The organism is Citrifermentans bemidjiense Bem, from assembly GCF_000020725.1.
GTDB lineage: Bacteria > Desulfobacterota > Desulfuromonadia > Geobacterales > Geobacteraceae > Geomonas > Geomonas bemidjiensis.
Genome location: NC_011146.1, coordinates 3286514 through 3308899 on the forward strand (window position 1 = coordinate 3286514; position 22386 = coordinate 3308899).

The 22386-nt window shown below is 60.0% G+C and carries 14 protein-coding genes and 1 pseudogene; 11 read left to right on the plus strand and 4 right to left on the minus strand.

Annotated elements, in window-relative coordinates:
• The first annotated feature begins 160 nt into the window (after window positions 1–160).
• Window positions 161–838 carry a YkgJ family cysteine cluster protein gene (locus tag GBEM_RS14250; RefSeq protein WP_012531285.1) on the plus strand — a complete coding sequence of 226 codons (678 nt, stop codon included), beginning with the start codon at window positions 161–163 and terminating at the stop codon, window positions 836–838.
• Here the strand turns inward: GBEM_RS14250 and GBEM_RS14255 are convergent, their stop codons facing one another.
• Both GBEM_RS14255 and GBEM_RS14260 read right to left on the minus strand, forming a co-directional pair.
• On the minus strand, window positions 839–1312 hold the full coding sequence (locus GBEM_RS14255) for a cupin domain-containing protein (protein ID WP_012531286.1): 474 nt from the start codon (window positions 1310–1312) through the stop codon (window positions 839–841).
• 245 nt (window positions 1313–1557) lie between these two features.
• Window positions 1558–2736 (minus strand): methyl-accepting chemotaxis protein, encoded by a 1179-nt coding sequence (locus tag GBEM_RS14260; protein ID WP_012531287.1) that lies wholly within the window; start codon window positions 2734–2736, stop codon window positions 1558–1560.
• A 211-nt stretch (window positions 2737–2947) separates the two neighbouring features.
• Here GBEM_RS14260 and GBEM_RS14265 point away from each other — a divergent pair, with 211 nt between their 5' ends.
• Window positions 2948–3412 (plus strand): Lrp/AsnC family transcriptional regulator, encoded by a 465-nt coding sequence (locus tag GBEM_RS14265; protein WP_012531288.1) that lies wholly within the window; start codon window positions 2948–2950, stop codon window positions 3410–3412.
• A 55-nt stretch (window positions 3413–3467) separates the two neighbouring features.
• Entirely contained in the window at window positions 3468–4727 is a 1260-nt protein-coding gene (lysA, locus tag GBEM_RS14270; RefSeq protein WP_226373866.1) for a diaminopimelate decarboxylase, read from the plus strand.
• A 108-nt stretch (window positions 4728–4835) separates the two neighbouring features.
• Here the strand turns inward: lysA and GBEM_RS20455 are convergent, their stop codons facing one another.
• Complete coding sequence (locus tag GBEM_RS20455) at window positions 4836–5456, minus strand: SPOR domain-containing protein (RefSeq protein ID WP_169308688.1); 621 nt, start codon at window positions 5454–5456, stop codon at window positions 4836–4838.
• A gap of 520 nt (window positions 5457–5976) precedes the next feature.
• Between GBEM_RS20455 and GBEM_RS14280 the strand changes: the two genes are divergently transcribed.
• From GBEM_RS14280 to GBEM_RS14310, 6 genes are all read left to right on the plus strand, one after another.
• Window positions 5977–6192, plus strand: a complete 216-nt coding sequence (locus GBEM_RS14280) for a CsbD family protein (RefSeq protein ID WP_012531291.1) — start codon at window positions 5977–5979, stop codon at window positions 6190–6192.
• Between the two features lie 183 nt (window positions 6193–6375).
• A complete protein-coding gene (locus GBEM_RS14285) occupies window positions 6376–6747 on the plus strand; it encodes a hypothetical protein (RefSeq protein ID WP_012531292.1) in 372 nt (123 codons plus the stop codon).
• A 646-nt stretch (window positions 6748–7393) separates the two neighbouring features.
• Entirely contained in the window at window positions 7394–8584 is a 1191-nt protein-coding gene (locus GBEM_RS14295; protein WP_012531294.1) for an FIST signal transduction protein, read from the plus strand.
• A gap of 27 nt (window positions 8585–8611) precedes the next feature.
• The gene (locus GBEM_RS14300) at window positions 8612–11164 is read left to right on the plus strand and encodes a hybrid sensor histidine kinase/response regulator (protein ID WP_226373867.1); all 2553 of its coding nucleotides are present in this window, start codon (window positions 8612–8614) and stop codon (window positions 11162–11164) included.
• Window positions 11165–11399: 235 nt separating this feature from the next.
• Complete coding sequence (gene gltB, locus GBEM_RS14305; RefSeq protein WP_226373868.1) at window positions 11400–15950, plus strand: glutamate synthase large subunit; 4551 nt, start codon at window positions 11400–11402, stop codon at window positions 15948–15950.
• Window positions 15951–15984: 34 nt separating this feature from the next.
• The gene (locus GBEM_RS14310; protein ID WP_012531297.1) at window positions 15985–17466 is read left to right on the plus strand and encodes a glutamate synthase subunit beta; all 1482 of its coding nucleotides are present in this window, start codon (window positions 15985–15987) and stop codon (window positions 17464–17466) included.
• A 436-nt stretch (window positions 17467–17902) separates the two neighbouring features.
• Here the strand turns inward: GBEM_RS14310 and GBEM_RS14315 are convergent, their stop codons facing one another.
• Window positions 17903–18517, minus strand: a complete 615-nt coding sequence (locus GBEM_RS14315; RefSeq protein WP_012531298.1) for a fibronectin type III domain-containing protein — start codon at window positions 18515–18517, stop codon at window positions 17903–17905.
• Between the two features lie 550 nt (window positions 18518–19067).
• Between GBEM_RS14315 and GBEM_RS22100 the strand changes: the two are divergent.
• Together GBEM_RS22100 and GBEM_RS20460 are read left to right on the plus strand one after the other, a co-directional pair.
• A pseudogene (locus tag GBEM_RS22100) lies at window positions 19068–19295 on the plus strand (CxxxxCH/CxxCH domain c-type cytochrome); the annotation flags it as partial.
• Between the two features lie 111 nt (window positions 19296–19406).
• Window positions 19407–22367: a CxxxxCH/CxxCH domain c-type cytochrome gene (locus GBEM_RS20460; protein ID WP_049762679.1), complete on the plus strand. Its 2961-nt coding sequence runs from the start codon at window positions 19407–19409 to the stop codon at window positions 22365–22367.
• Window positions 22368–22386 lie beyond the last annotated feature (19 nt).

A 22386-nucleotide genomic window follows, 5' to 3' on the forward strand; every position in this document is an offset into this window, starting at 1 on the left:
GAAGCGCCGCCGGCGCTGCAGCGATCTCGGACAGAAAGGCACTTGGAATTCCAGGTGCCTTTTCGCGTGATGCCCTGGCAAAGATTGCGGGATCGCAACCTAAGCTATACACTCTTCAACAGAAAACCAACCGGCGGCATCCAACGACGGGGTGGGCATTATGGGCGAGATGACGTGGCAGGCTGAACGATTCGCTGCAGCATTGCGGGAAAAGCTGCAGGAGACACTGGGCCGGGAACCGAGTCTCCTGTCGTTAAATGAGGCATTGACCGCATGCAGCGCTGCCGCCGAGAAGGTCTGCGCCGGGCGCCCCATGGCCTGTGCTCCCGGTTGTCCTTCCTGCTGCGTTCTCAACGTGGCGGTACTGCTTCCGGAGGCCATACTGATAGCTATGCGGCTGCGCAAAACGCTCCCGCCGTCGGAGCTTAGCCATCTGCAGCGCACACTGTCTGCCCACCGTTCGTGGACGCGCTGGATGGACGACGAGGAAAGAATCATCAAGCGCGCCGTCTGCCCCTTTCTCGACAGCTACGGCAGTTGCTGCATCCACGAGGTGCGCCCGCTGGCCTGCCGGGGCGCAGCCTCACTGGATGCTGATTGCTGCCGCAAGGCCTTCTCCCCCATCATCACTGACGACCCCCGCCTGGTCCCCGCCGACCTGCTGAGGCAGGCAGCCTACGACGAGGCCTTTTCCACCCTGGGCAAGGCCCTCAAATCCAGTGGTCTCGACGACCGCAGCATCGAATTGGGTACAGGTGTGCTGGCGTTCCTGGAAGAGCCGGAGTACCTGGAGCTCTTCAGCGGCCGCGGACGGCTCCCCGACTCCCTCTGGCGCTGACTACTGCCCTTTTTTCCCGCCTTGATCCACCAGTTTCAGGCTCCACGGTCCATTGGTAGCGATCTGCAGGACCGTTTCCTGGTCCACCCAAGCGTTGTGAACCGTCCTGGGCGCAAGGGCGAAATAGCTTCCGGCCGGAAGCACCGTCGGATTATCCGGCGTCTTCCCCATGGCGAGTTTGACAGTCCCGGAAATCACCGTTACCCGCTCCACCCCCTCGTGGAAATGGGGGGCTATGGTGGTACCGGCGGGGAGTTTGAGACGCACAGCGAAGTACCCGCTCTTCTTCGGGTCACCGTCCAGGACCGCCATCTGCGAGGTCGGAAGCTCTGCCGGGCCGCTCTTCCATTCCAACTGGTCCGGGGTAAGAATCACCTGCTTGGCCGGCTGAACAGTCTGCTTTTTCGGTGCTGCCGTCACGACCGACGCGAACGACACACATGCCACTGACAGTACCAAGATCCTCTTGATCATAACGCCTCCACTGTTAGTTTATTTTAAGACGCCGACAACTATAGGGATAATTTTGCAGTAGTCAACCTGACGGTCGCACTTCGATCTTGGGACCTGGGAAGTTTCTCAAGAATCCATCTGTCTTTGAAGGGGGCGCAGCAGAGAAGGCGGGGTAGAAAGTCGAGGATCGATGGGTGGGGTGGCTCGAAAAGAGTTCGGCTGCGCCGGTACCATGCAGCGATGGTACAGGCGCAGCTGATTATTTTTTAGAGGTGGAACTGTCGCACCAGGCGCTCCAGTTGATCGGCCTGAGAGGAAAGCGTTGCCGCAGCGGTGACGGCGCCGGCGGTTTCATGGGCGTTGCGCTGGATGACCTCGGTCACCTGCTGGACGTTGCGAGAGATCTCCCCGCTGGTGGCTGTCTGCTGCTCCGCAGCCGTCACGATCTGGTTGATCTGCATGGTGACCTCGGAGATCTTTCCGGTGATCTCCTCGAGGGCCTCCCCGGATTTCCTCGAGTACCCCGTCCCTTTCTCCACCTCGGTGACGCTGCTTTCCATCGCCGTTACGGCGTGTCTGGTCTCGGTCTGGATCGCCTTGATCATCTCTCCGATCTCGCGCGTGGCGCGCGTGGTGCGCTCCGCAAGGGCGCGCACTTCGTCGGCCACCACCGCAAATCCGCGCCCCTGCTCCCCTGCCCTTGCAGCTTCGATGGCGGCATTGAGCGCCAGCAGGTTGGTCTGGTCCGCGATGTCCTCGATGGTCCCTACGATTTCTCCGATCTGATCCGAACGTGCCCCCAATCCTTCGACGGTTCCGGCGGCATCCTTTACCCGGGCAGCTATCACTTCCATCCCCTCGAGGGTCTGATGCACGACGTTGGCTCCGGACTGCGCGGTGTCCGTCGCCTGGCTGGAGTTGGTAGCGGCCCTCATGCAGTTTTGCGCTATGTCTCCCGAGGTTGCAGCCATCTCCTCGCTCGCCACGGCAACGGCGTTGGTCTGGGAGGCGACGTCTTCGGTTCCGGCAGCGATCTGCGTGGCGCTGGAATGTACTTGCCGGGAAGCCTTGGTGAGGTCTTCGGAGGTATGGGATATCTGGGAGACTATTTCCCGCAAGGTGTCTTGCAGCGAACCTATGGAGCGGATGATGGTGCTGATTTCGTTGTTGCGTTTCGGGGCGATTTTCTGGGTCAGATCTCCCTCGGTCATCTTGGCCAAATATCCCTGGATCCGGGCTAGTGCGTCGTTGACCGTCCAGTAAAGGAGCGCGCTGAAGATGATGCCGAGTATCACGAAAACTGTGGTCGAGATGATGGCGATTGAAGCGGAGAAGGATCTCCCCACTATGACTGCTGCAATGATGCAGAAACTGTAGCAGGCGGAGAGAAAGAGTATCCGTGTCTTGATTTTCAGTCGCAGATAAACATCTAAGAAAATATTCATGTTTGCACCTGTAGGAGCTGTTGTCAACGAACTGCCGATTTTTCTCCCTTATCGGCAACAAAACCCTTGGCTTTAATGGTAATTTCTAACATTTAAAAGAATAAGGACCGCCACGGGTGAAGGTTTGACAGTATGGGGTGTCTGGCATCAAAAAATTCTTTACAACTGGCATAACAGCGAATACAATTCGCCCTAGGCGGTGTAAACGAGAATGATTGACGACATAGACATTCACATACTGGAAATCCTTCAGGAGAAAGCTCGGATCCCGAACGCCGAGGTTGCCCGGCAAGTCGGTATGGCTCCTTCTGCCGTCTTAGAGCGGATCCGGAAGCTGGAGGAACGCGGCATCGTAGAGGGGTACGAAGTAAGGCTGAACCCCGTTTGTTTTCACCAGGGGTTAGCCGCCTTCGTTTTCATAGAAGCGGAAGGGAATTCCAGCGAGACGGCCGAGGCGCTAGCCGGCATGACTTCCGTCCAGGAGGTGCACCAGGTGGTCGGTCCGGACGGTTTCCTGGTGAAGCTGAGAACCGCCGACAACGCGACCCTTGCCCGGATTTTGCGCCACCAGATCCAGCCGCTCAAGGGGGTCAAGTCGACCCGCACCCAGATCGTCCTGGAGACCGTAAAGGAAACCAGAAGGGTCGATCTGGTGCATGCCGAGCGAGACCTTTAACAAGCGACGCAGCGAAGAGCAATTAATAAAGCCAGAGGAGACCTATTCAATGCCGATGTCAGCTTCTTTCAAGGACCGCCTGTTCCCCCGCATCCCGCAGATCCAGCAGCACTTCCAGACCCCGTTCCACATCTACGATGAATCCGGCATCAGGGAAACCGGCGCGCAGCTGGTCAAGGCCTTCTCCGGCATCCCCGGGTTCCGCGAGTTCTTTGCGGTAAAGGCGCTTCCCAACCGCGAAATTCTGAAGCTCATGAAAGAGATGGGCTTCGGTTTCGACTGCAGCTCCATTCCCGAGGTGATCCTCGCCCGCGAACTCGGGGCAAGGCCTGAAGACATCATGTTCACCTCCAACAACACCAGCCAGGAAGAGTTCGATTTCGCTACCCAGGACGGCGGGTGCATCATGAACCTCGACGACATCTCCCTCATCGAAAAGGTGCCGCACTTCCCGGAGATGATCTGCTTCCGCTACAACCCGGGACCGCGCCGCACCGGCAACGTGATCATCGGCAACCCCGAAGAGGCGAAGTACGGCGTTTCGCACGAACAGGTCGTAGAGGCCTACCGCCAGGCGAAGGAGCGCGGCGCCACCCGCTTCGGCCTGCACACCATGGTAGCCTCCAACGAGCTGGACTACACCTACATCGTCGAGACCGCGCGCATGGTACTCGAGGTAGCCGAGGAAGTCGAAGCTGCTTTGGGCATCAAGTTCGAGTTCGTCAACATCGGCGGCGGCTTCGGCATCCCCTATCGTCCGGAACAAAAGACGCTCGATCTGGCCAGGATGTCGGCCGAGGTCACCGAGCTCTTCGACGGCTTCCGCAAGCGCCACGGCCACGCACCCGCGATGTTCATGGAAAGCGGCCGCTTCATGACCGGCCCCCACGGCGCCCTGGTCACTACCGCCATCAACAGCAAGGACACCTACCGCAGGTACATCGGCGTCGACGCCTGTATGTCCGCGCTGATGCGCCCTGCCCTTTACGGCGCCTACCACCATATCGACGTCCTCGGCAAGGACCGGGACCCGAAAACCGAGATCTACGACGTGGTCGGTTCGCTTTGCGAGAATAACGACAAATTCGCGGTACAGCGCGAACTCCAGCCGATCGAGGACGGCGACATCCTTGTCATCCATGATTCCGGCGCCCACGGCCACGCCATGGGGTTCCAGTACAACGGCCGCCTGCGTCCCAAGGAGCTGATGCTGCGCGCCGACGGTCGCGTCGAGCTGATAAGAAGGGCCGAGACCGTGGAGGATTACTTCGCCACCTACGACTTCGAGCCCTCCGTCCTCCCCGCCGGCGCCTAAAGCGCGCAGACGGAACAAGGTCGCAAAACGACAAAGGCATCCGGCTATAAGGCCGGATGCCTTTTCTAGTTATTGCTACCGGAAATGTCGCCGCTTAGAGGAGGCGGTTTATTGAGGGGGGAGCACCTTCCCTTTCAATCCCAGGCGCTCCAACTCAGCCAGTTTCTCCTTGGCCACCTGCTCGGTAGCGAAACAGCCGGCGTTGATGACGTAGGTCGAAACAGGAACCGTTGCCTCTTTCAGCTCCGACCGAATCCCCTTGCCGGAAAGACGCTTCTGTTCGTCGAGAGCAGCCTGGTGCTCGAAATAGGACCCTGCATAGACACGGAAGGTCCCGCCTTTGTCCTTGAGCATGAACAGGTCGGCACTTACCTTCCGCAGCTTGTTCAGCATTTTCCTTGCCGCGCCTTCGTCGCTGAATTCACCCACTTGGATCCGCAACATCACTTCCACTTTCTGGCCGCCGGGCCCGACAACCGGCATAAGCCCCGCCTTTTTAACCGCCTTTTTCCCCTTAACGAGAGCGTTCTTCCCGATAAACTCTCCAACTTCTATGGCATAGGTCCCCGGGACGCTTGCAGAGGTATCCCGGCAGGCTGTTTCTGTTTCCTCCCCCTTTACGGCATCGACAGGCAGAGCGACCGGAACCGAGAGTACGGGAGCAGGCGTGGCGACTGCAGCGACAGCAGGAGTGACGTCCTGGTAATGCGCCTTGGCCGTAGTCATCATCGCAGCTTCGTCAGATTGCGCATGTGACACAAGCGGACAGCAAAAGACAAACAGCATCGACACCACAAGCATCCCGTTCTTGAGCATTGTATCCTCGCCGACAGTTACAGAATCATTGGCCGCAACGTGCAGAACCATCAAAAGCCGACAGCACGGCCACGGAGATTATTTCAGGTCTTCGGCAATGTCAAAGGTAATTTATTCACGACCTCCAAGAGAGCGGCCTCTTGAGGAGACTCGACAGCCGATGTGAAATACATGAGTCTTATCCACTAGGATGTCGGGATTAAATTGATAAAGCAAAAGTTGTCGTCGGTTCCGAAAGTTTGTTGAGTTCGCGGTTATCCCGTTTATCCCCTTCATCCCTGTTCAAATGGTTTGCATCGTCCCGCACCTGCGTAAGTTCCAGCTCCAAAGAAGAGGTATACCTTAAAGCCGGCATCGTGGTAAAATGAGCTTGTAGTAACGACAGGGAAATAAATGAGCCGAAGTAGTAACGGCGAAAGCCTGGAGGTAAGTCATGAGATCCAGCACGAAAGATACATCAAAGGGTGCGTTACACGAAGCCAAAGGTAAAGTAAAAGAAACAGCCGGTAAGATTTTCAGTAACGTCTCGCTGGAAAGCGAAGGCAAGGCCGAAAAGATAGCCGGTAAAGTGCAGAAAAACGTCGGCAAAGCCGAAAAAAACGTGGAGAGTCATCTGGAAACCGAAAAAAGCCGTCACGGCAAATGGTAAGGTTTGAAAACCACAATTGACGATATTAAGAGCGGGCGGCCAATAGGCCGCCCTTTTTTATCCGGCGCCAAACCTGCGGCACCTCCCCCGAACGCCCCTGAACAACGATTGCAGCTCCGCCCCTTCCGCATATAATTTGTCGTGTTCGAGCCCGAACCCCATCAGGCTTAAAGGAGGTCCAGCATGCGACCTTGTTCCCTGCTTTTTGGCATCGCCACCTTCGCCTTATCTAGCGCGTCCCCTGCCTTCGCGCTCATCGGTCTCAACCAGTGCGGGCCGGGAACGAAACCGCCAGTGCGGATGCATTGCGGCCAGGAGGAACTGCTCCTTGGCTATCGCGACGCAGCAGGCCCCTGCCTCTGGGTCTGCTGTCCTCCCAACAGCGACGGAAGAACCTACGACTGCTCAGGCGATCCCACTCCCTCAGACTTCAAACTCGATCTTCGAAACGTCCGCCCCAGGCCTTGGACAGGCGTCTTCACCCCGGGTTCTTCCTTCTTGAGGCCCGATGCGGAGAAGGATACAGAGGGGGGGATGGTCCAGCCGGCCAAGTAAATAACGGGGTCGAGATCGGCGACGCGAAATAAGGAGTGGGAAAAGGCAGGAGGGTGGCTGCGCGGGGCGGTTTCAGTCGGCGATTATATGACCACAGTAGGGGCAGACGGTACACGAGGGGTCAAGGTAGCGTTGGCAGTGAACGAAAGAACATTGCTTCGGTTGTCTCTTGACCACCGTCAAAGTCGGCAAGCTCTGCACACTCTGCACACTCTGCACAATCTCAATCGGCTGCCCGGCTGCTTGTTTCAGGGGAAGACATTCCAGCGCTTCCTCCATCTGCAGCCGACGTTTTTCCACATTCTGCGCTTTTTTCAGCTTTCCGTTTTTTGACATTTCCGAAGATCCCCCCCTGCGCACACAAAAGGGGGCATCCGTTGAGGATGCCCCCCTTTTAAATCTACCTACCACAACCCTCTTCACCATGTCAACCGTCGCCAAGACCTTTAACTGCGGCGATCTGCGTTATTCCCGTCTTTCGACAAACAGCTATTTTCGTATACGGCCTCCCCACTTGCATTGAGGATGCGGGAGGCTTAGAATGGCTCATCCGTTTTTGCCCCTGGAATACAGGCAGTTCCGGGCAAGGGAACAAGCAGTCGAGCCAGCGGGGTTCGTAGAGAGCGCCTGCAGCAGGAGTAAACCCATGGGTACGTCAGTTGGAATAGGCTTCAGCACCCGGAAAAGCCCGATGGATGCCGGGAATGAGGCAGCCCGGACGGCACTGGAACAGGCCGGCATCGCCAAGCCGGACCTCGTCCTCGTCTTCGCCACGGTAGGCTACCACCAGCAGCAGTTGATCGGCGCCATCCGCGAGGCGACGTCCGGGGCGCCTCTTTGCGGCTGTTCCGGCGAGGGGATCATCGTGCAGGATGCCGTGGTGGAAACGAATTTCGCTGTCGGTGTCATGGTGATCGCCTCCGACGAAGTAAGCTTCGGCATCACCTCCGTCACCGGGATAGGCGAAGAGCCTTGCGCGGCCGGCAAGAAGCTGGCAGCGCAGATCACCCCGCTTCTGGCAGACGACAGCCGCGCCTTTTTCCTGCTGGCGGACGGCCTGGCATTCGATTTCGATCCCTTTGTGGCAGCCTTCGAGTCGGTTCTCCCCTCTTCCGCCAAGCTCCCGATCTTCGGAGGCCTCGCCGCGGACAACTGGGCTTCCCGCAGGACCTACCAGTACCACGACGGCGAGATATTGAGCCAAGGCGCCTGCTGTATCGTCATGTCGGGCAGGTGCCGCGTCGCCTGGGGCATCAACCACGGCTGCGTTCCGGTCGGGGCGAAGCGCACCATCACGCGCAGCAAGGGAAACATCATCTACGAGATCGATGGGACCCCGGCCTTGGATGTGCTCAAGGAATACGTAGACGAGGACTGGGCGGTCAAGTGGAACAAGGCGACCCTGAACCTCGGGCTCGGGTTCAAGACACCGGAGCACCTAAGGGAGCGGTACGACGAGTACTACGTGCGGTACATAATGGCAAAGGACGACGAGGCAGGCTCCGTCACCATCCAGTCCGACGTCACGGACGGAACCCCCCTCTGGATCGTCCGCCGCGACAAGGAACTGATGATGGACGGCCTCAAGTCCATTCCACGGCAGATCAAAGAAGATCTTGCCGGACAAAAGCCCAAACTGGTGCTGCAGTTCGAGTGCATGGGACGGGGCCGGGTCGTATTCAAGGAGCAGGAACGCATGGACCTGGTGAAATGCCTCCAGCGCGACCTGGGCGAGGACCTCCCCTGGCTCGGCTTTTATACCTATGGGGAAATAGGTCCGATCAGCAGGTACAACTGCTTCCACAACTTCACCTCAGTCGTAGCGGTAGTCTACTAAGGTCGGGCGGTCGGGTACATGGACAAAATGAATAGAGATACGCTGACGGTGGAACTGGAAAGGCTGCGGCAGGAAAACGAGGTCCTCTCCGGGCAGGTCAAGCGCCTGGTCAAAGCGGAAAGCAGGCTCTACGACTATCAGGAGAAACTGGATCTGCAGCTTAAGGAATACAGCGGGCTCTACGATCTCAATTCAAGGCTCTACACCTGCCGCGACCTCCCCGCGATCTTCGATCTCGCCACCGAGTACGTGATCAACAGGCTCGACTACGAGCGGGTGCTCTTCTTCCAGAAAACCGAAAACAGCGGCGCCTATGCGGTCTGCGCCTGCGACGGCTACCACTACCCTCAGGAAAAAGAGGGCGTTTCCTCCCTCACCCTCTCCCGCCAGGCAGCCATCCTGACCCCGCTTTTCGCCGGGGCCAACTACAGCATCTGCACGACAGATTCGCAGTCGCCCGATCTTGTCGAACACCGGGACCTGCTGCTGATGCACGAGTATTTCATCTGCCCCTTGGGAAACCGAACCGACCCCGTAGCATTTCTTGCCGTGGGAAACTCCGCCGAAAACGCGGAATTCTACCGCAGGATCAGCGACAGCGAGGAGGCCCTTTTCGGCCTCGGCAACCTGGTCGGGCTCCTCTCCTCCACCATCGAAAACCAGATCCTCTACACCGGGATGAAGAAAGCACTTGAGCAGGAGCGCCTTGCCGAGGCGAAGTACCGGGGCATCTTCGAAAACGCGATGGAAGGGATCTTCCAAACCACCCCCGACGGGAAATTCCTTTCCTGCAACCCGGCGACGGCCGCCATACTGGGCTACAGCACCCCCGAGGAAGTGCTGGAAGGGGTGGTCAACGTAGGGCTGCAACTCTACGTGGACCCGCAGCGGCGCGACGAACTCTACGCCATGATGTTCCAGCGGCAAAATGTGAAGAATTTCGAGGTCGAATTCTGCCGCAAGGACGGAAGCCGGATCTGGGTCGATCTCAGTACCCGTCCAGCCTTCAACGAAGAGGGAGAACTGATCTATATCGACGGGGTGATACAGGACATCACCGAGCGAAAGCACAACGAAGAGGCTCTGCGCAAGCTGTCCCAGGTGGTCGAGCAGAGTCCGGTTTCCATCGTCATCACCGACACCCAGGGGCGCATCGAATTCGTCAATCCGAAGTTCGTCCAGTTGACCGGCTACTCCCCCGGGGAAGTGCTCGGCCAAAACCCGAGCATCCTCAACTCCGGAAAGGCGCCGATCGATAAATCGCGGAAACTATGGGAGACGATTCGGGCCGGCAAGGTCTGGGAAGGGGAGTTCCTGAACCGGAAGAAGGATGGCGAACTCTTCTCCGAGCACGCAACCATCTCCCCCATCCGGAACAAGGACGGCGTCATCACCCATTTCCTGGCCATCAAGGAGGACATCACCGAAAGGAAGCTTTTGCAAGCCCAGCTTTTCCAGTCACAGAAGATGGAGTCGATCGGAAGGCTCGCCGGCGGAGTGGCGCACGACTTCAACAACATGCTGAGCGTCATCCTGGGGAGCGCGCAGTTGGCGATGCGCTGCGTTACCGAGGGGACCCCGGTCTGGCAGGACCTGGAACAGATAGTACAGGCCGGGAAGCGCTCCAGCCAGATCACCCGCCAGCTTCTCGCCTTCTCCCGAAAGGAGATCATCGCGCCGCGCGAGGTGAACCTGAACGAGCACTTCACGGAGATGCAGAAGACGCTGGGGCGCCTGATCGGCGAGGACATCCGCATGAATTTCAATCCGGAGCCCGGCCTTTGGACCATCGATGCGGATACGACGCAACTGGACCAGATCCTGGTCAACCTGGCGGTGAACGCACGCGACGCAATGGGCAACGGGGGGGTACTCACCATAGAAACGGCAAACGTCCGGGTGGATGGCAGCTACAGCCAATTTCACCTGGATGCCTCCCTTGGGGAATACGTGCAACTTGCGGTCAGCGACAACGGCTGCGGCATGGACCGCGAGACCCTGGCGCAGATTTTCGAGCCCTTTTTCACCACGAAAGAGGTGGGCAAGGGGACCGGGCTCGGGCTCGCCACCGTCTACGGCATCGTAAGGCAGCACAACGGCTTCATTAACGTCTACAGCGAACCGGGTGAGGGAACCACCTTCCAGATAAACTTCCCCAGGTGTTCCGGAGCCGCGGTCGATGCGGCAAAAGACGAAGAGGTTTCGCTCAGCGGTTCGGGAACGGTGCTATTGGTCGAGGACGACCCGCTGGTGCGCAGAACAACACTCAACACACTCAAGGAGATCGGCTACCACGTCATCGAGGCGGCCGGCGCCGATGAGGCTATCGCCCTTTGCCGCAAGGAAGATGCCGAGCTCGACGTCATTCTCACCGACGTGGTGATGCCTGGCATGAACGGCAAGGAGATGGTCGATGCCATCGAGTCGTTTCGCCCGGGGCTCAAGGTGCTATTCATGTCCGGCTACACAAAAGACCTGGTGGCGCAACGTGGCGTGGTGGAAGGGGGGAGACACTTCATCCAGAAGCCTTTCGATATCCAATCCCTGGCCAGAAAGCTGCGTGAAACGATGCAGCGCTGAGTACTCATTTGAGTGACACATGTAATCAACACCACCAGACCGCCCCTCCGCAGTTCCGACGCCACTCGCAACAGTCGCCACCGTAAAATAGCCAGTTAGCGCGTATACTTTTTTTAAACTTCATATCCCGCCAAAATGGCACGGTGGGTGCTAACGCATGCGTATCTGATTGCAGCAACAACCACCGCGCAAAGGTTTAATCATGAAAACAATCGGCTTACCTAAGAAGCAAGGGATGTACGATCCCCAGTTCGAGCACGACGCCTGCGGCGTCGGCTTTGTCACCCACATCAAGGGGAAGAAATCCCACGAGATCGTCCAGCAGGCGATAACCGTCCTGGCGAACCTCGACCACCGCGGCGCGGTCGGCAGCGAGCACAACACCGGCGACGGCGCAGGCATCCTGATTCAGATGCCCGACGCTTTCTTCCGCAAGGTATGCCCCGAGGCCGGCATCGAACTGCCGGGGCCGGGCGAATACGGCGTGGGCATGCTCTTCACCTCGCCCGAAGCTACCGAACGCAGCGCCGCGAAGCACCTGTTCCAGCGCATCGTTGCGGAGGAAGGGATGGAAATGATCGGCCGGCGCGTCGTGCCGACCGACAACTCCTTGCTTGGCGATACCGCCAAGGCCGGCGAGCCGCTGGTACGTCAGATTTTCTTCAAGCGCAACGCCGCCTGCCCCGACGAGGATGCCTTCAACCGCAAGCTCTATGTCGTGAAGCAGCGCGCCCTGCATGAGATACGCGACAATGGGGTCGATCCCTTGTGGTACTTCTCCAGCATGTCGACCCGCACCATAGTTTACAAGGGTATGCTGATGCCGGCCCAGCTGGACCAGTACTACCCCGACCTGCGCGACGAAGCGGTGCAGACCGCCATCGCCGTGGTCCATTCCCGTTTCTCCACCAACACCTTCCCGAGCTGGGACCGTGCGCATCCGTACCACATGCTGGCCCACAACGGCGAGATCAACACCCTGCGCGGCAACGTCAACTGGATGCACGCCAGGCAGTCGATGTTCAGTTCCGACCTCTTCGGCGAGGACATGAAAAAGCTCCTGCCGGTTATCGACGCCAACGGTTCCGACTCCGCCATGTTCGACAACTGCCTTGAGCTCTTGGTGCAGTCCGGCCGCTCGCTCCCCCACGCCATGATGATGATGGTGCCGGAGCCGTGGGAAAACCACGAAACCATGAACAAGGAGAAGCGTGCCTTCTACGAGTACCACTCCTGCCTGATGGAGCCCTGGGACGGCCCCGCCGCGCTCACCTTCACCGATGGCCGGACCATCGGCGCAGTCCTCGACCGCAACGGCCTGCGCCCCTGCCGCTACTATCTGACCGACGACGACCTGGTGGTGATGGCGTCCGAGGCCGGCGTGCTGCAGGTGCCGCCCGAAAAGATCATCAAGAAGGGACGGCTGCAGCCGGGCAAGATGTTCCTGGTGGACACCGTACAGGGGCGCATCATCCCCGACGAGGAGGTAAAGGGGGAACTGGCCTCGGCCAAGCCTTACGCCGACTGGGTCAAGGTGAACCACCACTCGCTGCAGGACATCCCGAAGGCCGCCAAGGCGCCTTTCGTCGAGCATTCGCCGCTTTTGCAGCGGCAGAAATCCTTCGGCTACACCTTCGAGGACCAGCAGACCATCATCGGCCCGATGGCCACCGACGGCATCCAGCCGCTCGGCTCCATGGGAACCGACACCCCGCTGGCGGTCCTCTCGGAGAAGCCCCAGCTTCTGTACAACTACTTCAAGCAGCTCTTCGCCCAGGTGACCAACCCGCCGATCGACCCGATCCGCGAGGAGATCATCACCGCGACGGCGGTCCGCATCGGCTCCGAGTCGAACCTTTTGAAGCCGACCCCCTCGAGCGCCCGCGTCATCCGCCTGGAGCACCCGATCATCGGCAACGAGGAGTTCGAGAAGCTCAGGAACCTGGACCGCCCCGGCTTCAAGAGCACCACCCTGTCGCTTTTGTTCAAGGCTACCGACGGCGCCGAAGGGATGGAGAAGGCGCTTGACAGCCTGTTCAACACCGCCGTCCACGCGATCGAGACCGGCACCACCATCCTGATCCTGTCCGACCGCGGCGTCAGCGAGGAGTATGCGGCCCTGCCGGCCCTGTTGGCCGTGGCAGGTCTGCACCACCATCTGATCCGGACCGCCACCCGCACCCACGCCTCCATCGTGCTGGAGTCGGGCGAACCGCGCGAGGTGCACCATTTCGCGGTGCTCTTGGGGTACGGCGTCACCGCCATCAACCCCTACCTCGCCTTCGAGTCCATCGACGACATGATCCAGCAGGGGATGCTCCCCGGGCTCGACTACAAGACCGGCGTCAAGAACTTCATCAAGGCTTCGATCAAGGGAATCGTCAAGACCATGGCCAAGATGGGGATCTCCACCATCCAGAGCTACCGCGGCGCCCAGGTTTGCGAAGCGGTCGGCCTGCACGACTCGGTCATCGAGAAGTACTTCACCTGGACCCCCTCCCGCATCGGCGGCATCGACCTGGAAGGGATCGCCCAGGAACTTTTGAACCGCCACCGCAAGGCGTATCCTCACCGGGTCGCAGCCGAGCCGTCGCTCGACCCCGGCGGGCAGTACCAGTGGCGCCAGGAGGGGGAAGAGCACCTTTTCAACCCGCTCACCATCCAGTCGCTGCAGAAGGCGACCAAGACCGGCGATTACCAGGAGTTCAAGGTCTTCTCCAAGCTGATCGACGACCAGAACGAGCGCATCTACACCCTGCGCGGGCTTTTGGACTTCAACACCGAAATCAGGATCCCGGTCCCCCTGGAAGAGGTGGAGTCCGTTGAAGAGATCATGAAGCGGTTCAAGACCGGGGCCATGTCCTACGGCTCCATCAGCCAGGAGGCCCACGAGGCCTTAGCCATCGCCATGAACCGGATCGGCGGCCGCTCCAACACCGGCGAGGGTGGCGAGGACCCGGAACGCTTCACCTGGACCAACGACCAGGGAGATTCCAAGAACAGCGCCATCAAGCAGGTCGCTTCCGGCCGTTTCGGCGTGACCAGCAACTACCTGACCAACGCCTCCGAGCTGCAGATCAAGCTGGCGCAGGGTGCTAAGCCGGGCGAAGGGGGCGAGTTGCCGGGTAGCAAGGTCTACCCCTGGGTCGCAAAGACCCGGCACACCACCCCGGGGGTAGGCCTCGTATCGCCCCCGCCGCACCACGACATCTACTCCATCGAGGACCTGGCGGAGCTGATCCACGACCTGAAGAACGCCAACCGCCGCGCCCGGATCAGCGTCAAGCTGGTCTCCGAGGTCGGCGTCGGCACCATCGCGGCCGGCGTTGCCAAGGCACACGCCGACGTCGTCCTGATCTCCGGTTACGACGGCGGCACCGGCGCTTCGCCTCTCTCCAGCATCAAGCATGCGGGACTCCCCTGGGAGCTCGGGCTCGCGGAAACCCACCAGACCCTGGTGCTCAATAACCTCAGGAGCAGGATCATCGTCGAGGTCGACGGCCAGCTGAAGACTGGCCGCGACGTGGCCATCGCGGCGCTCCTTGGTGCCGAGGAGTTCGGCTTCGCAACCGCGCCGCTGGTCACCCTTGGCTGCGTCATGATGCGCGTCTGCCACAGCAACACCTGCCCGGCCGGCGTCGCCACCCAGGACCCGGTCTTGAGGGCCAAGTTCGCCGGCAAGCCGGAGTACGTCGTCAACTACATGCGCTTCATCGCGCAGGAAGTGCGGGAGATCATGGCCGAACTCGGCTTCCGCAACTTCAACGACATGGTGGGTCGCGCCAACCGCCTTGAGCCCAAGCGCGCCGTAGCGCACTGGAAGGCCCAGGGACTCGATTTCAGCAAAATCCTGTACCAGCCGCAGATGGCAATCAAGGGGAGCCGCTACTGCACCGAGTCCCAGGACCACGGGCTGGAGAAATCCATCGACTACACCAAGCTCCTTGATATCTGCAAGCCGGCCCTGGAGAAGAAGGAGAAGGTCAGCGCCGAACTCTCCATCACCAACGTGGACCGGGTAGTAGGTACCATCGTCGGCAACGAAGTCACCCGCGCCTATGGTGCCGAGGGGCTACCCGACGACACCATCAGGCTCAAGTTCCACGGCTCGGCCGGCCAGAGCTTCGGCGCCTTCATCCCGAAAGGGATGACACTGGAGCTCTCCGGAGACGTCAACGACTACCTGGGCAAAGGTTTGAGCGGCGGCACCATCGCGGTCTACCCTCCCGCCGGCTCCAACTTCAAGGCAGAGGAGAACATCATCGCCGGCAACGTCGCCTTGTACGGAGCCACCAGCGGCACCGCCTACTTAAGCGGCATCGCGGGAGAGCGCTTCTGCGTCCGCAACTCCGGCGTCAACGCGGTGGTGGAAGGTGTCGGCGATCACGGCTGCGAGTACATGACCGGCGGCATAGTGGTGGTGCTCGGCGAAACCGGCAGGAACTTCGCCGCCGGCATGAGCGGCGGCATCGCCTATGTCCTGGATGAGGCGGGACAGTTCAAGGACCACTGCAACACCGACATGGCGGACCTTGAGCAGCTGGACGAGCGGGACCAGGAGACGGTCCGGGAGATGATCGAGCGGCACAAGGAGATGACCGGCAGCAGCCGGGCCGCCGCCATCCTCGCAGATTGGCGCAGCTTTGCACGCAAATTCGTCAAGGTCATGCCGAGGGACTACAAGCGTGTACTCCAGGCGCTCGCCCGGGCGAAAGCCGCCGGATTGAGCGGCGACGAAGCCCTGACAGCGGCATTCGAGGAGAATGCCGGCGCGGCCGCACACTAAACTAACGAGCAAATCTTGAGAATAGGATAGAGCTATGGGAAAACCAACCGGATTCATGGAATATCTTCGCGAACTCCCGTCGGACCGCGAGCCGCTGGAGCGGCTCAAAGATTGGGACGAGTTCCACCTGCACCTGCCGGAGGAGAAGCTCCGCACCCAGGGCGCCCGTTGCATGGACTGCGGCATCCCGTTCTGCCACACCGGGAAGCTGGTGAGCGGCATGGCCTGCGGCTGCCCGGTCAACAACCTGATCCCCGAGTTCAACGACCTGGTCTACCGCGGGCTTTGGAAGCAGGCGTACGACAGGCTCTCGCGGACCAACAACTTCCCCGAGTTCACCGGCCGGGTCTGCCCCGCCCCGTGCGAGGGGTCGTGCACGCTGGGTGCCAGCGAGCCTGCGGTCACCATCAAGAACATAGAAGTGAGCATCATCGAGCGCGCCTGGGACGAAGGGTGGGTCACCCCTACCCTGCCGCAGGTCCGCACCGGCAAGAAGGTGGCGGTCGTTGGCTCCGGCCCCGCAGGGCTTTCCGCGGCCGAGCAGCTCAACAAGGCCGGGCACCAGGTGACCGTGTTCGAACGGGCGCCGCTTCCGGGGGGGCTTTTGATGTACGGCATCCCCAACATGAAGCTGGACAAGCAAAACATCGTCATGCGCCGCATCCGGCTCATGGAGCAGGAGCAGATCGCCTTTGTCTGCAACACCAGCATCGGCGGGGCCGATTACCCGGTCGAGAAGCTCAAGAGCGAGTTTGACGCCGTGGTCATGGCTACCGGCGCCACCCTCCCCCGCGACCTCAACATCGAGGGGCGCTCGCTTCAGGGTATCCGCTTCGCCATGGATTTCCTGACCGCCAACACCAAGGCGGTGCTGGAAAAAGGGAGCAAGTTCATCTCGGCGCAAGGGAAAGACGTGATCATCATCGGCGGGGGCGACACCGGCACCGACTGCGTGGCCACCTCGCTGCGCCATGGCTGCAACTCCGTTACCCAGCTGGAAATCATGCCCCGTTCCCCCGACACCCGCGCCGATGACAACCGTTGGCCGGAATGGCCCAAGACCCACAAGGTCGATTACGGGCAGGAGGAGGCTGCGGCGAAATTCGGCGCCGACCCGCGCGTTTTCCTCACCACCGCGACCAAGTTCGAAGGGGATGCGGAGGGCAAGGTGAAGGCGGTGCACACGGTCCAGGTGAAATGGGAGAAGAACGCCCAGGGCCAGTTCGTCCCCACCCCGGTGCCGGGGACCGAAGAGGTCCGGCCGGCAAGCCTCGTGCTGTTGGCTATGGGCTTTCTGGGCCCCGAGCAGGAACTGCCGGCGGCACTCGGGCTTGAGCGTGACGGGCGCAGCAACATCAAGGCCGACTACGGCCGCTACGCCACCAACATCCCCGGCGTGTTCGCAGCCGGCGACTGCCGCCGCGGCCAGAGCCTCGTGGTCTGGGCCTTCAACGAAGGACGCGGGGCAGCGCGCGAGTGCGACCGTTTCCTGATGGGAGACACCGAGCTTCCCTAAAGCTGACGAGCACCTGTCGGCACGCATGCAAACATGAAGGCACCCGGCCTATTCGGCGGGTGCCTTTTCTTGTGCCGTTTACCACTCATCGTTTATCAAATCCCGCGTCGGATTCGACAAATCCTGCCCACAATTCGTCACAACCCCTCCCCTTTTCAGCGAATCAACCCTGAATCTAATGAAATTTTTGGGCAAATCAGGCGATTCCGCTCCAGATTTAGCGGATTCTCTTTCAAATCCGATCAATCCGGCTGCCAATTCGACGAAACCGACACGCAATTCGCAAGATCAGGCCTCAAATCTTCTAAATCGGCACGTGCCCGGCACTTTTTTCATTAGTTCAGCACAGCCTGAGGAGGGGGGGAAGAGCTTAAGGGGGGGACTTTCGAGGGGTTCCCAGATGGAATGCTTCCACCTGGGAACCGTTGAGGCAGGATCAAACCGACCTGAGGGTGATGTAATTCGACCAAGGGCCCAGTTCATTGTGGCGCATGGCCCTGATCCGGAACCAATACTTCGTGCCGGGAGTGAGCCCCTTTACCACAATACCGGTACAGTTCGGCGCTGCGGCCAATAGACTCCAGTTCTCCTCCAGGTTCGGATCCCCCGTGCAGCCCCATATCTCGAACATCTTGGCGCCCTTGACGGACGAGACTGTCCCCAGCATTTCTCCGTCTTTGGAACCGTACTTCAGCTTGAAGTTTTCCGGTTTAGCCAAGCGCGACTTGACAGCGCTGGTCTTCGTCGCTACCGGTCCCAGCCCAAGTTTCTCCGGCACGGTCGGGTCTTGCGTGGCCGCCAACTTGGCAAGCCCCAGCAACATGAGATGCTGGCGGTTCAGTTCCTTGCGATCCGCCTCGCAGGCGGCGACTTTTTCGGGGTCGCCTTGCAAGGAACCATTGTAGCTTTCGAGGAAGCGGTCACGTGCCCCCCTGTAGACAACAGGAGAAGTCAGCAGTGACAACAGGTAAGCGTGCAACTCGTCAGTGTACGAACGTGACACCGGTGCAGTCTTGGGAACCATATCGGCGTTGGATGTCTTTTGTGGCATAGGACCTCCCGATACGCATAATGTGAATTACTTAATGCAACATGCTACATCATTCCCCACTGTCCACAACCTACAGGGATATTTTTTTTGTTCGACGACCAGAACCACCCGACCGTGGCATCAAGCTGGCCGGGCCGGTACATACGGAAGGCGAGGTTAATAAATTAGTAATTTACAATTTTTTCATTTCTTTTTAGGTCAAAATGATGTACTAACATAACCCGCCTTTAATTATGTTTATCCAAGGAGCTATCATTTAATGGCAAAGGGAACATACATGCACTTGTGGGCATCCTTCGCGATCCTCGCCCTATCGATCCTGTCCAATCCTCTGGAATCGCATGCTCAGCAAAGCCAGTACCCAATCTCATGCGACGAGTGCCACCGGATGCCCCCTCTTGACAGTCCGTACCGCAACCCTGATACCGGCGGCTTCACGGGAAACCACGAAACCCATAACCCTCCGTCCATTGCCTCGAAGCAATCCTGCGAGAAATGTCACGCCGGGAGCGGGAGCTTCCTGACGTCCCATCGAGATGGATTCATCAACATGACGAGCAACATCAACAGCTCCGCCCATCCTTTGCGTTCGGTCTATAACAAGCCGAGGTTTTTCAACCAGACGACACTGCCCACGTTGCAGACCTGCTCCAACGTCAACTGTCACTTCGAAACCACAACTCCTGCCTGGGGCAGAGCCGCATATTCTTCGCCCAGCGACTGCGACAAGTGCCACCAGGCGGCGCCGAGTGACGGGAATCACCCTGTAGGCGCCCAAAAGCACGCCCAGTACTATGGCACTACCACGTCCTCTTGCGCAAAATGCCATCCCGACCACACCGGCGAACCGGCACCCTTTGGCCATGCCACTAGTGCGGGAAACCGGACTTTGAGCGTAAGATTTGCCGCCCTTCCCAATAACGGCTTCGGCCGCTACACCGGAAACGTCGCCTACCCGTACTATCTCCCCAGCAAAAACGCCGCGCGCAGCGGGACGTGCAGAAACACCTACTGCCACAGCCCCGGCACCAAGCCCGCCGGCAGCTCGGCAGATCCCAACAAGAGCGCAGCCTGGGGCGGAACTCTGGACTGTACCGGTTGTCACAAGGGGTCGGTTTCCGGTGACTACATGAATACCGGAAGCCATTACGCGCACGTCTACGGAGACGGAAGCGCCAAATCGCAGATATCATGCGTGAAATGTCATGCCGCGACCGCCGCGGCCGATATGGCTATTTCGGACCGGTCGCGGCACGTAAACGGTCAGGTGGAGGTGGCCTTCGACAGCAGTTCCAACCCGACCGGCGGCAGCTACAACGGCACTCTCGCAACGCCCTTGTCACCTTCGGTCAAGACACCCGGGTCCAACTATGCGGTGTGCCAGAACCTCTACTGTCATGGAGGCAATCCCGTCACGTGGGGGGGAACGGTCAACTGCCAGGACTGCCACGGCGGCGGCAGCGACGCGGACAACTTCGGCGGCACCTTCTGGAGCGACGGAACGACCGGGAAGATCAAAACTGCCGGCGAGTGGGATGGCACCGGTCACGGCAGGGCCAGCGGCACCTATCCTTCGGGAACTGCCGCAGCGAACTTCGGGGTGGAAGCAAAGCAGTGCGAATACTGCCACGATGCGGGCGTCGGGCATGCCCAGGCCTCCAACGCCTTCCGGCTGAGGAATTACTCCACTGCCGCCTGGGGACGCAACGCCGTCTGTCAGAACTGCCATGGAGCCGGCTCGGCGGGCGTGACGGTCGGATCGCACCTGAAGAACTCTTCGCGCAAGGTCGGCTCCGACCACTACGGGGCTAAACACAGCAACTCCAAAAACGGCGGACAGTTCTGCTGGGACTGCCACGACGGCCACGGCGACACCAACGCCTACATGATCCACAACAGTGTCGCCAGCACCTCCGATCGAACCACCGGAGCGCCGGCGACCACCGCCGCAACCTCTTTCACCGCCTTTGCCACCGGCACCGATTATGCCCGCGGCGCCGCGCCCTATAACGGCATCTGCCAGGTTTGCCACGACTCGACCGTCAATCACTACACCGCCACAAGCGGCGACAGCCACAACCCGGGCACACGCTGCACGAGCTGTCATACCCATACCGGCCCGAATAGCAGCAACGCCTTCCCAGGGAGCGAGTCGGCCGGCGGGGCCCCCTGCCTTGGCTGCCACGCGACGGGATTCGCCAACATGCGGACCAACGCGAGCTATCACCACTACATGCAGAACGACACGGCGACCTACTCCAACAGCGCTACTCCCAGCGCCACCGACACGAACCGGCGCTGTCTCATGTGCCACGTGGATCACAACATATTCCGCCCCGACATGAATGCAGGCGGCGCCCGCGCAAAGAACCTGCGCACGGGGGCAATCGATGCCGTATCTGCCAGCGTCGGCTTCACCAACAGCGATTTCGACAATGCCCTTGCCTCCGGCGGCGTCTGCGTAAGCTGCCATACGAACCAGCAGACCAAAAACAGCACCAACCGTAAGGGTAACGGGACAACCGTCACGCCGCGGGTAACCAAGAGCGAGTACGCCGGGTCCGCCCACAACTACGCCGTCGCAGGGGGAGCCTTCAGCGACGCCTCCAGGGTCAACGCGAACTGCATCAAGTGCCATAACGCCCAAAACGGCGAGACCTCGTTGAAAGGGAATTTCGGCAACCACGACGGCACTGCCAGCTCCATCCTCGGCGCTCTGGGAGGCACCCTCACCGACCCCTACGAGGCGGGACTCTGCTACCGCTGTCACAGCAACGCAGCCGACGCGGTGGGCGGAACGAAGAAAACCGCCAATGCCAGGGACTGGTATGGCGCCGTCACCACCATGTCCTCTCGCGCCACCGCGATATTCCAGAGTTTCCAGAAGGCCAACAAGCATCAGGTCGATCTTCCGGCCTACAGCGGGAAGCACAAACCGAATGCGGTGGATGAATCGAGAGCGTACATCTCCAATGCCGCCAACAAACACGTAGACTGCAGCGACTGCCACAACCCGCACACCGCGACAGCCGCCAATCCGACCAAAGGGGCCATGGGGGCCAATCCCACCAACAGCACCGGCAACTGGACCGCGCCGACCGCTTGGGCCGACGTCAGCGTGGCCGGCGGTGACGACGAATACAAGATCTGTTTCCGCTGCCACAGCGGATACAACACGGGGCTCTCCTCCTGGAGCAGCGCCTGGACCGATCTCGGGAAGGAATTCAGCACCGGCAACAAGTCGTATCACTGGATCGAAGGGGACCGCGGCGCGGCCAAAGCCGACACCACCTACGGCAACTTCAACAAGACCTATATCTACAAGATGATGCCGCGCTACAACGGCTTCACCGATGCCCAGTTGCGTACGGTAAGAATGCGCTGCTCCGACTGCCACGGCTCCGACAACGCGGAGAACAACCCGAACGGGCCGCACGGTTCCTCCTACGCCAGGATGCTCAAGGTGCCGGCGGGGAGCCCCTACACGACGTGGAACAGCACGTCCCAGGTCGGCGGCGCGAACGTATGGTGCTTCAACTGCCACCTCCCTGCCTTCACCAACAGCGGGTTCAGCGGGTCAGGCAGTTCCTTGCACACCTCCAAGCACAGCGGTAGCAAAGGCACGTGCATGGACTGCCATATAAAGGTTCCCCATGGCTGGCAGATACCCCACCTGCTCAAGCCTTACAACATGCCTGCCAACTATCCGGCGGAGAACGCGGCCTATAACGGGACCGGGACGACCTCCAGATCGGGGATCGACCTCCCGCTGAACAGCACCAACTGGGGCCTCAGCGGCAAATGGACCGAAAACAGCTGCGGTAGCCACCAAAACTGCAGCGGCAACTAGTTATCGGAACAAGGTAGCT

Coding starts and splice junctions, on each gene's coding strand:
- GBEM_RS14250 (WP_012531285.1), top strand. CDS start 161: ATGGGCGAGATGACGTGGCAGGCTGAACGATTCGCTGCAGCATTGCGG.
- GBEM_RS14260 (WP_012531287.1), bottom strand. CDS start 2,736: ATGAATATTTTCTTAGATGTTTATCTGCGACTGAAAATCAAGACACGG.
- GBEM_RS14300 (WP_226373867.1), top strand. CDS start 8,612: ATGAATAGAGATACGCTGACGGTGGAACTGGAAAGGCTGCGGCAGGAA.
- GBEM_RS14265 (WP_012531288.1), top strand. CDS start 2,948: ATGATTGACGACATAGACATTCACATACTGGAAATCCTTCAGGAGAAA.
- GBEM_RS20455 (WP_169308688.1), bottom strand. CDS start 5,456: ATGATGACTACGGCCAAGGCGCATTACCAGGACGTCACTCCTGCTGTC.
- GBEM_RS14285 (WP_012531292.1), top strand. CDS start 6,376: ATGCGACCTTGTTCCCTGCTTTTTGGCATCGCCACCTTCGCCTTATCT.
- GBEM_RS14255 (WP_012531286.1), bottom strand. CDS start 1,312: ATGATCAAGAGGATCTTGGTACTGTCAGTGGCATGTGTGTCGTTCGCG.
- GBEM_RS14280 (WP_012531291.1), top strand. CDS start 5,977: ATGAGATCCAGCACGAAAGATACATCAAAGGGTGCGTTACACGAAGCC.
- GBEM_RS14295 (WP_012531294.1), top strand. CDS start 7,394: ATGGGTACGTCAGTTGGAATAGGCTTCAGCACCCGGAAAAGCCCGATG.
- GBEM_RS14315 (WP_012531298.1), bottom strand. CDS start 18,517: ATGCCACAAAAGACATCCAACGCCGATATGGTTCCCAAGACTGCACCG.
- GBEM_RS14310 (WP_012531297.1), top strand. CDS start 15,985: ATGGGAAAACCAACCGGATTCATGGAATATCTTCGCGAACTCCCGTCG.
- lysA (WP_226373866.1), top strand. CDS start 3,468: ATGTCAGCTTCTTTCAAGGACCGCCTGTTCCCCCGCATCCCGCAGATC.
- gltB (WP_226373868.1), top strand. CDS start 11,400: ATGTACGATCCCCAGTTCGAGCACGACGCCTGCGGCGTCGGCTTTGTC.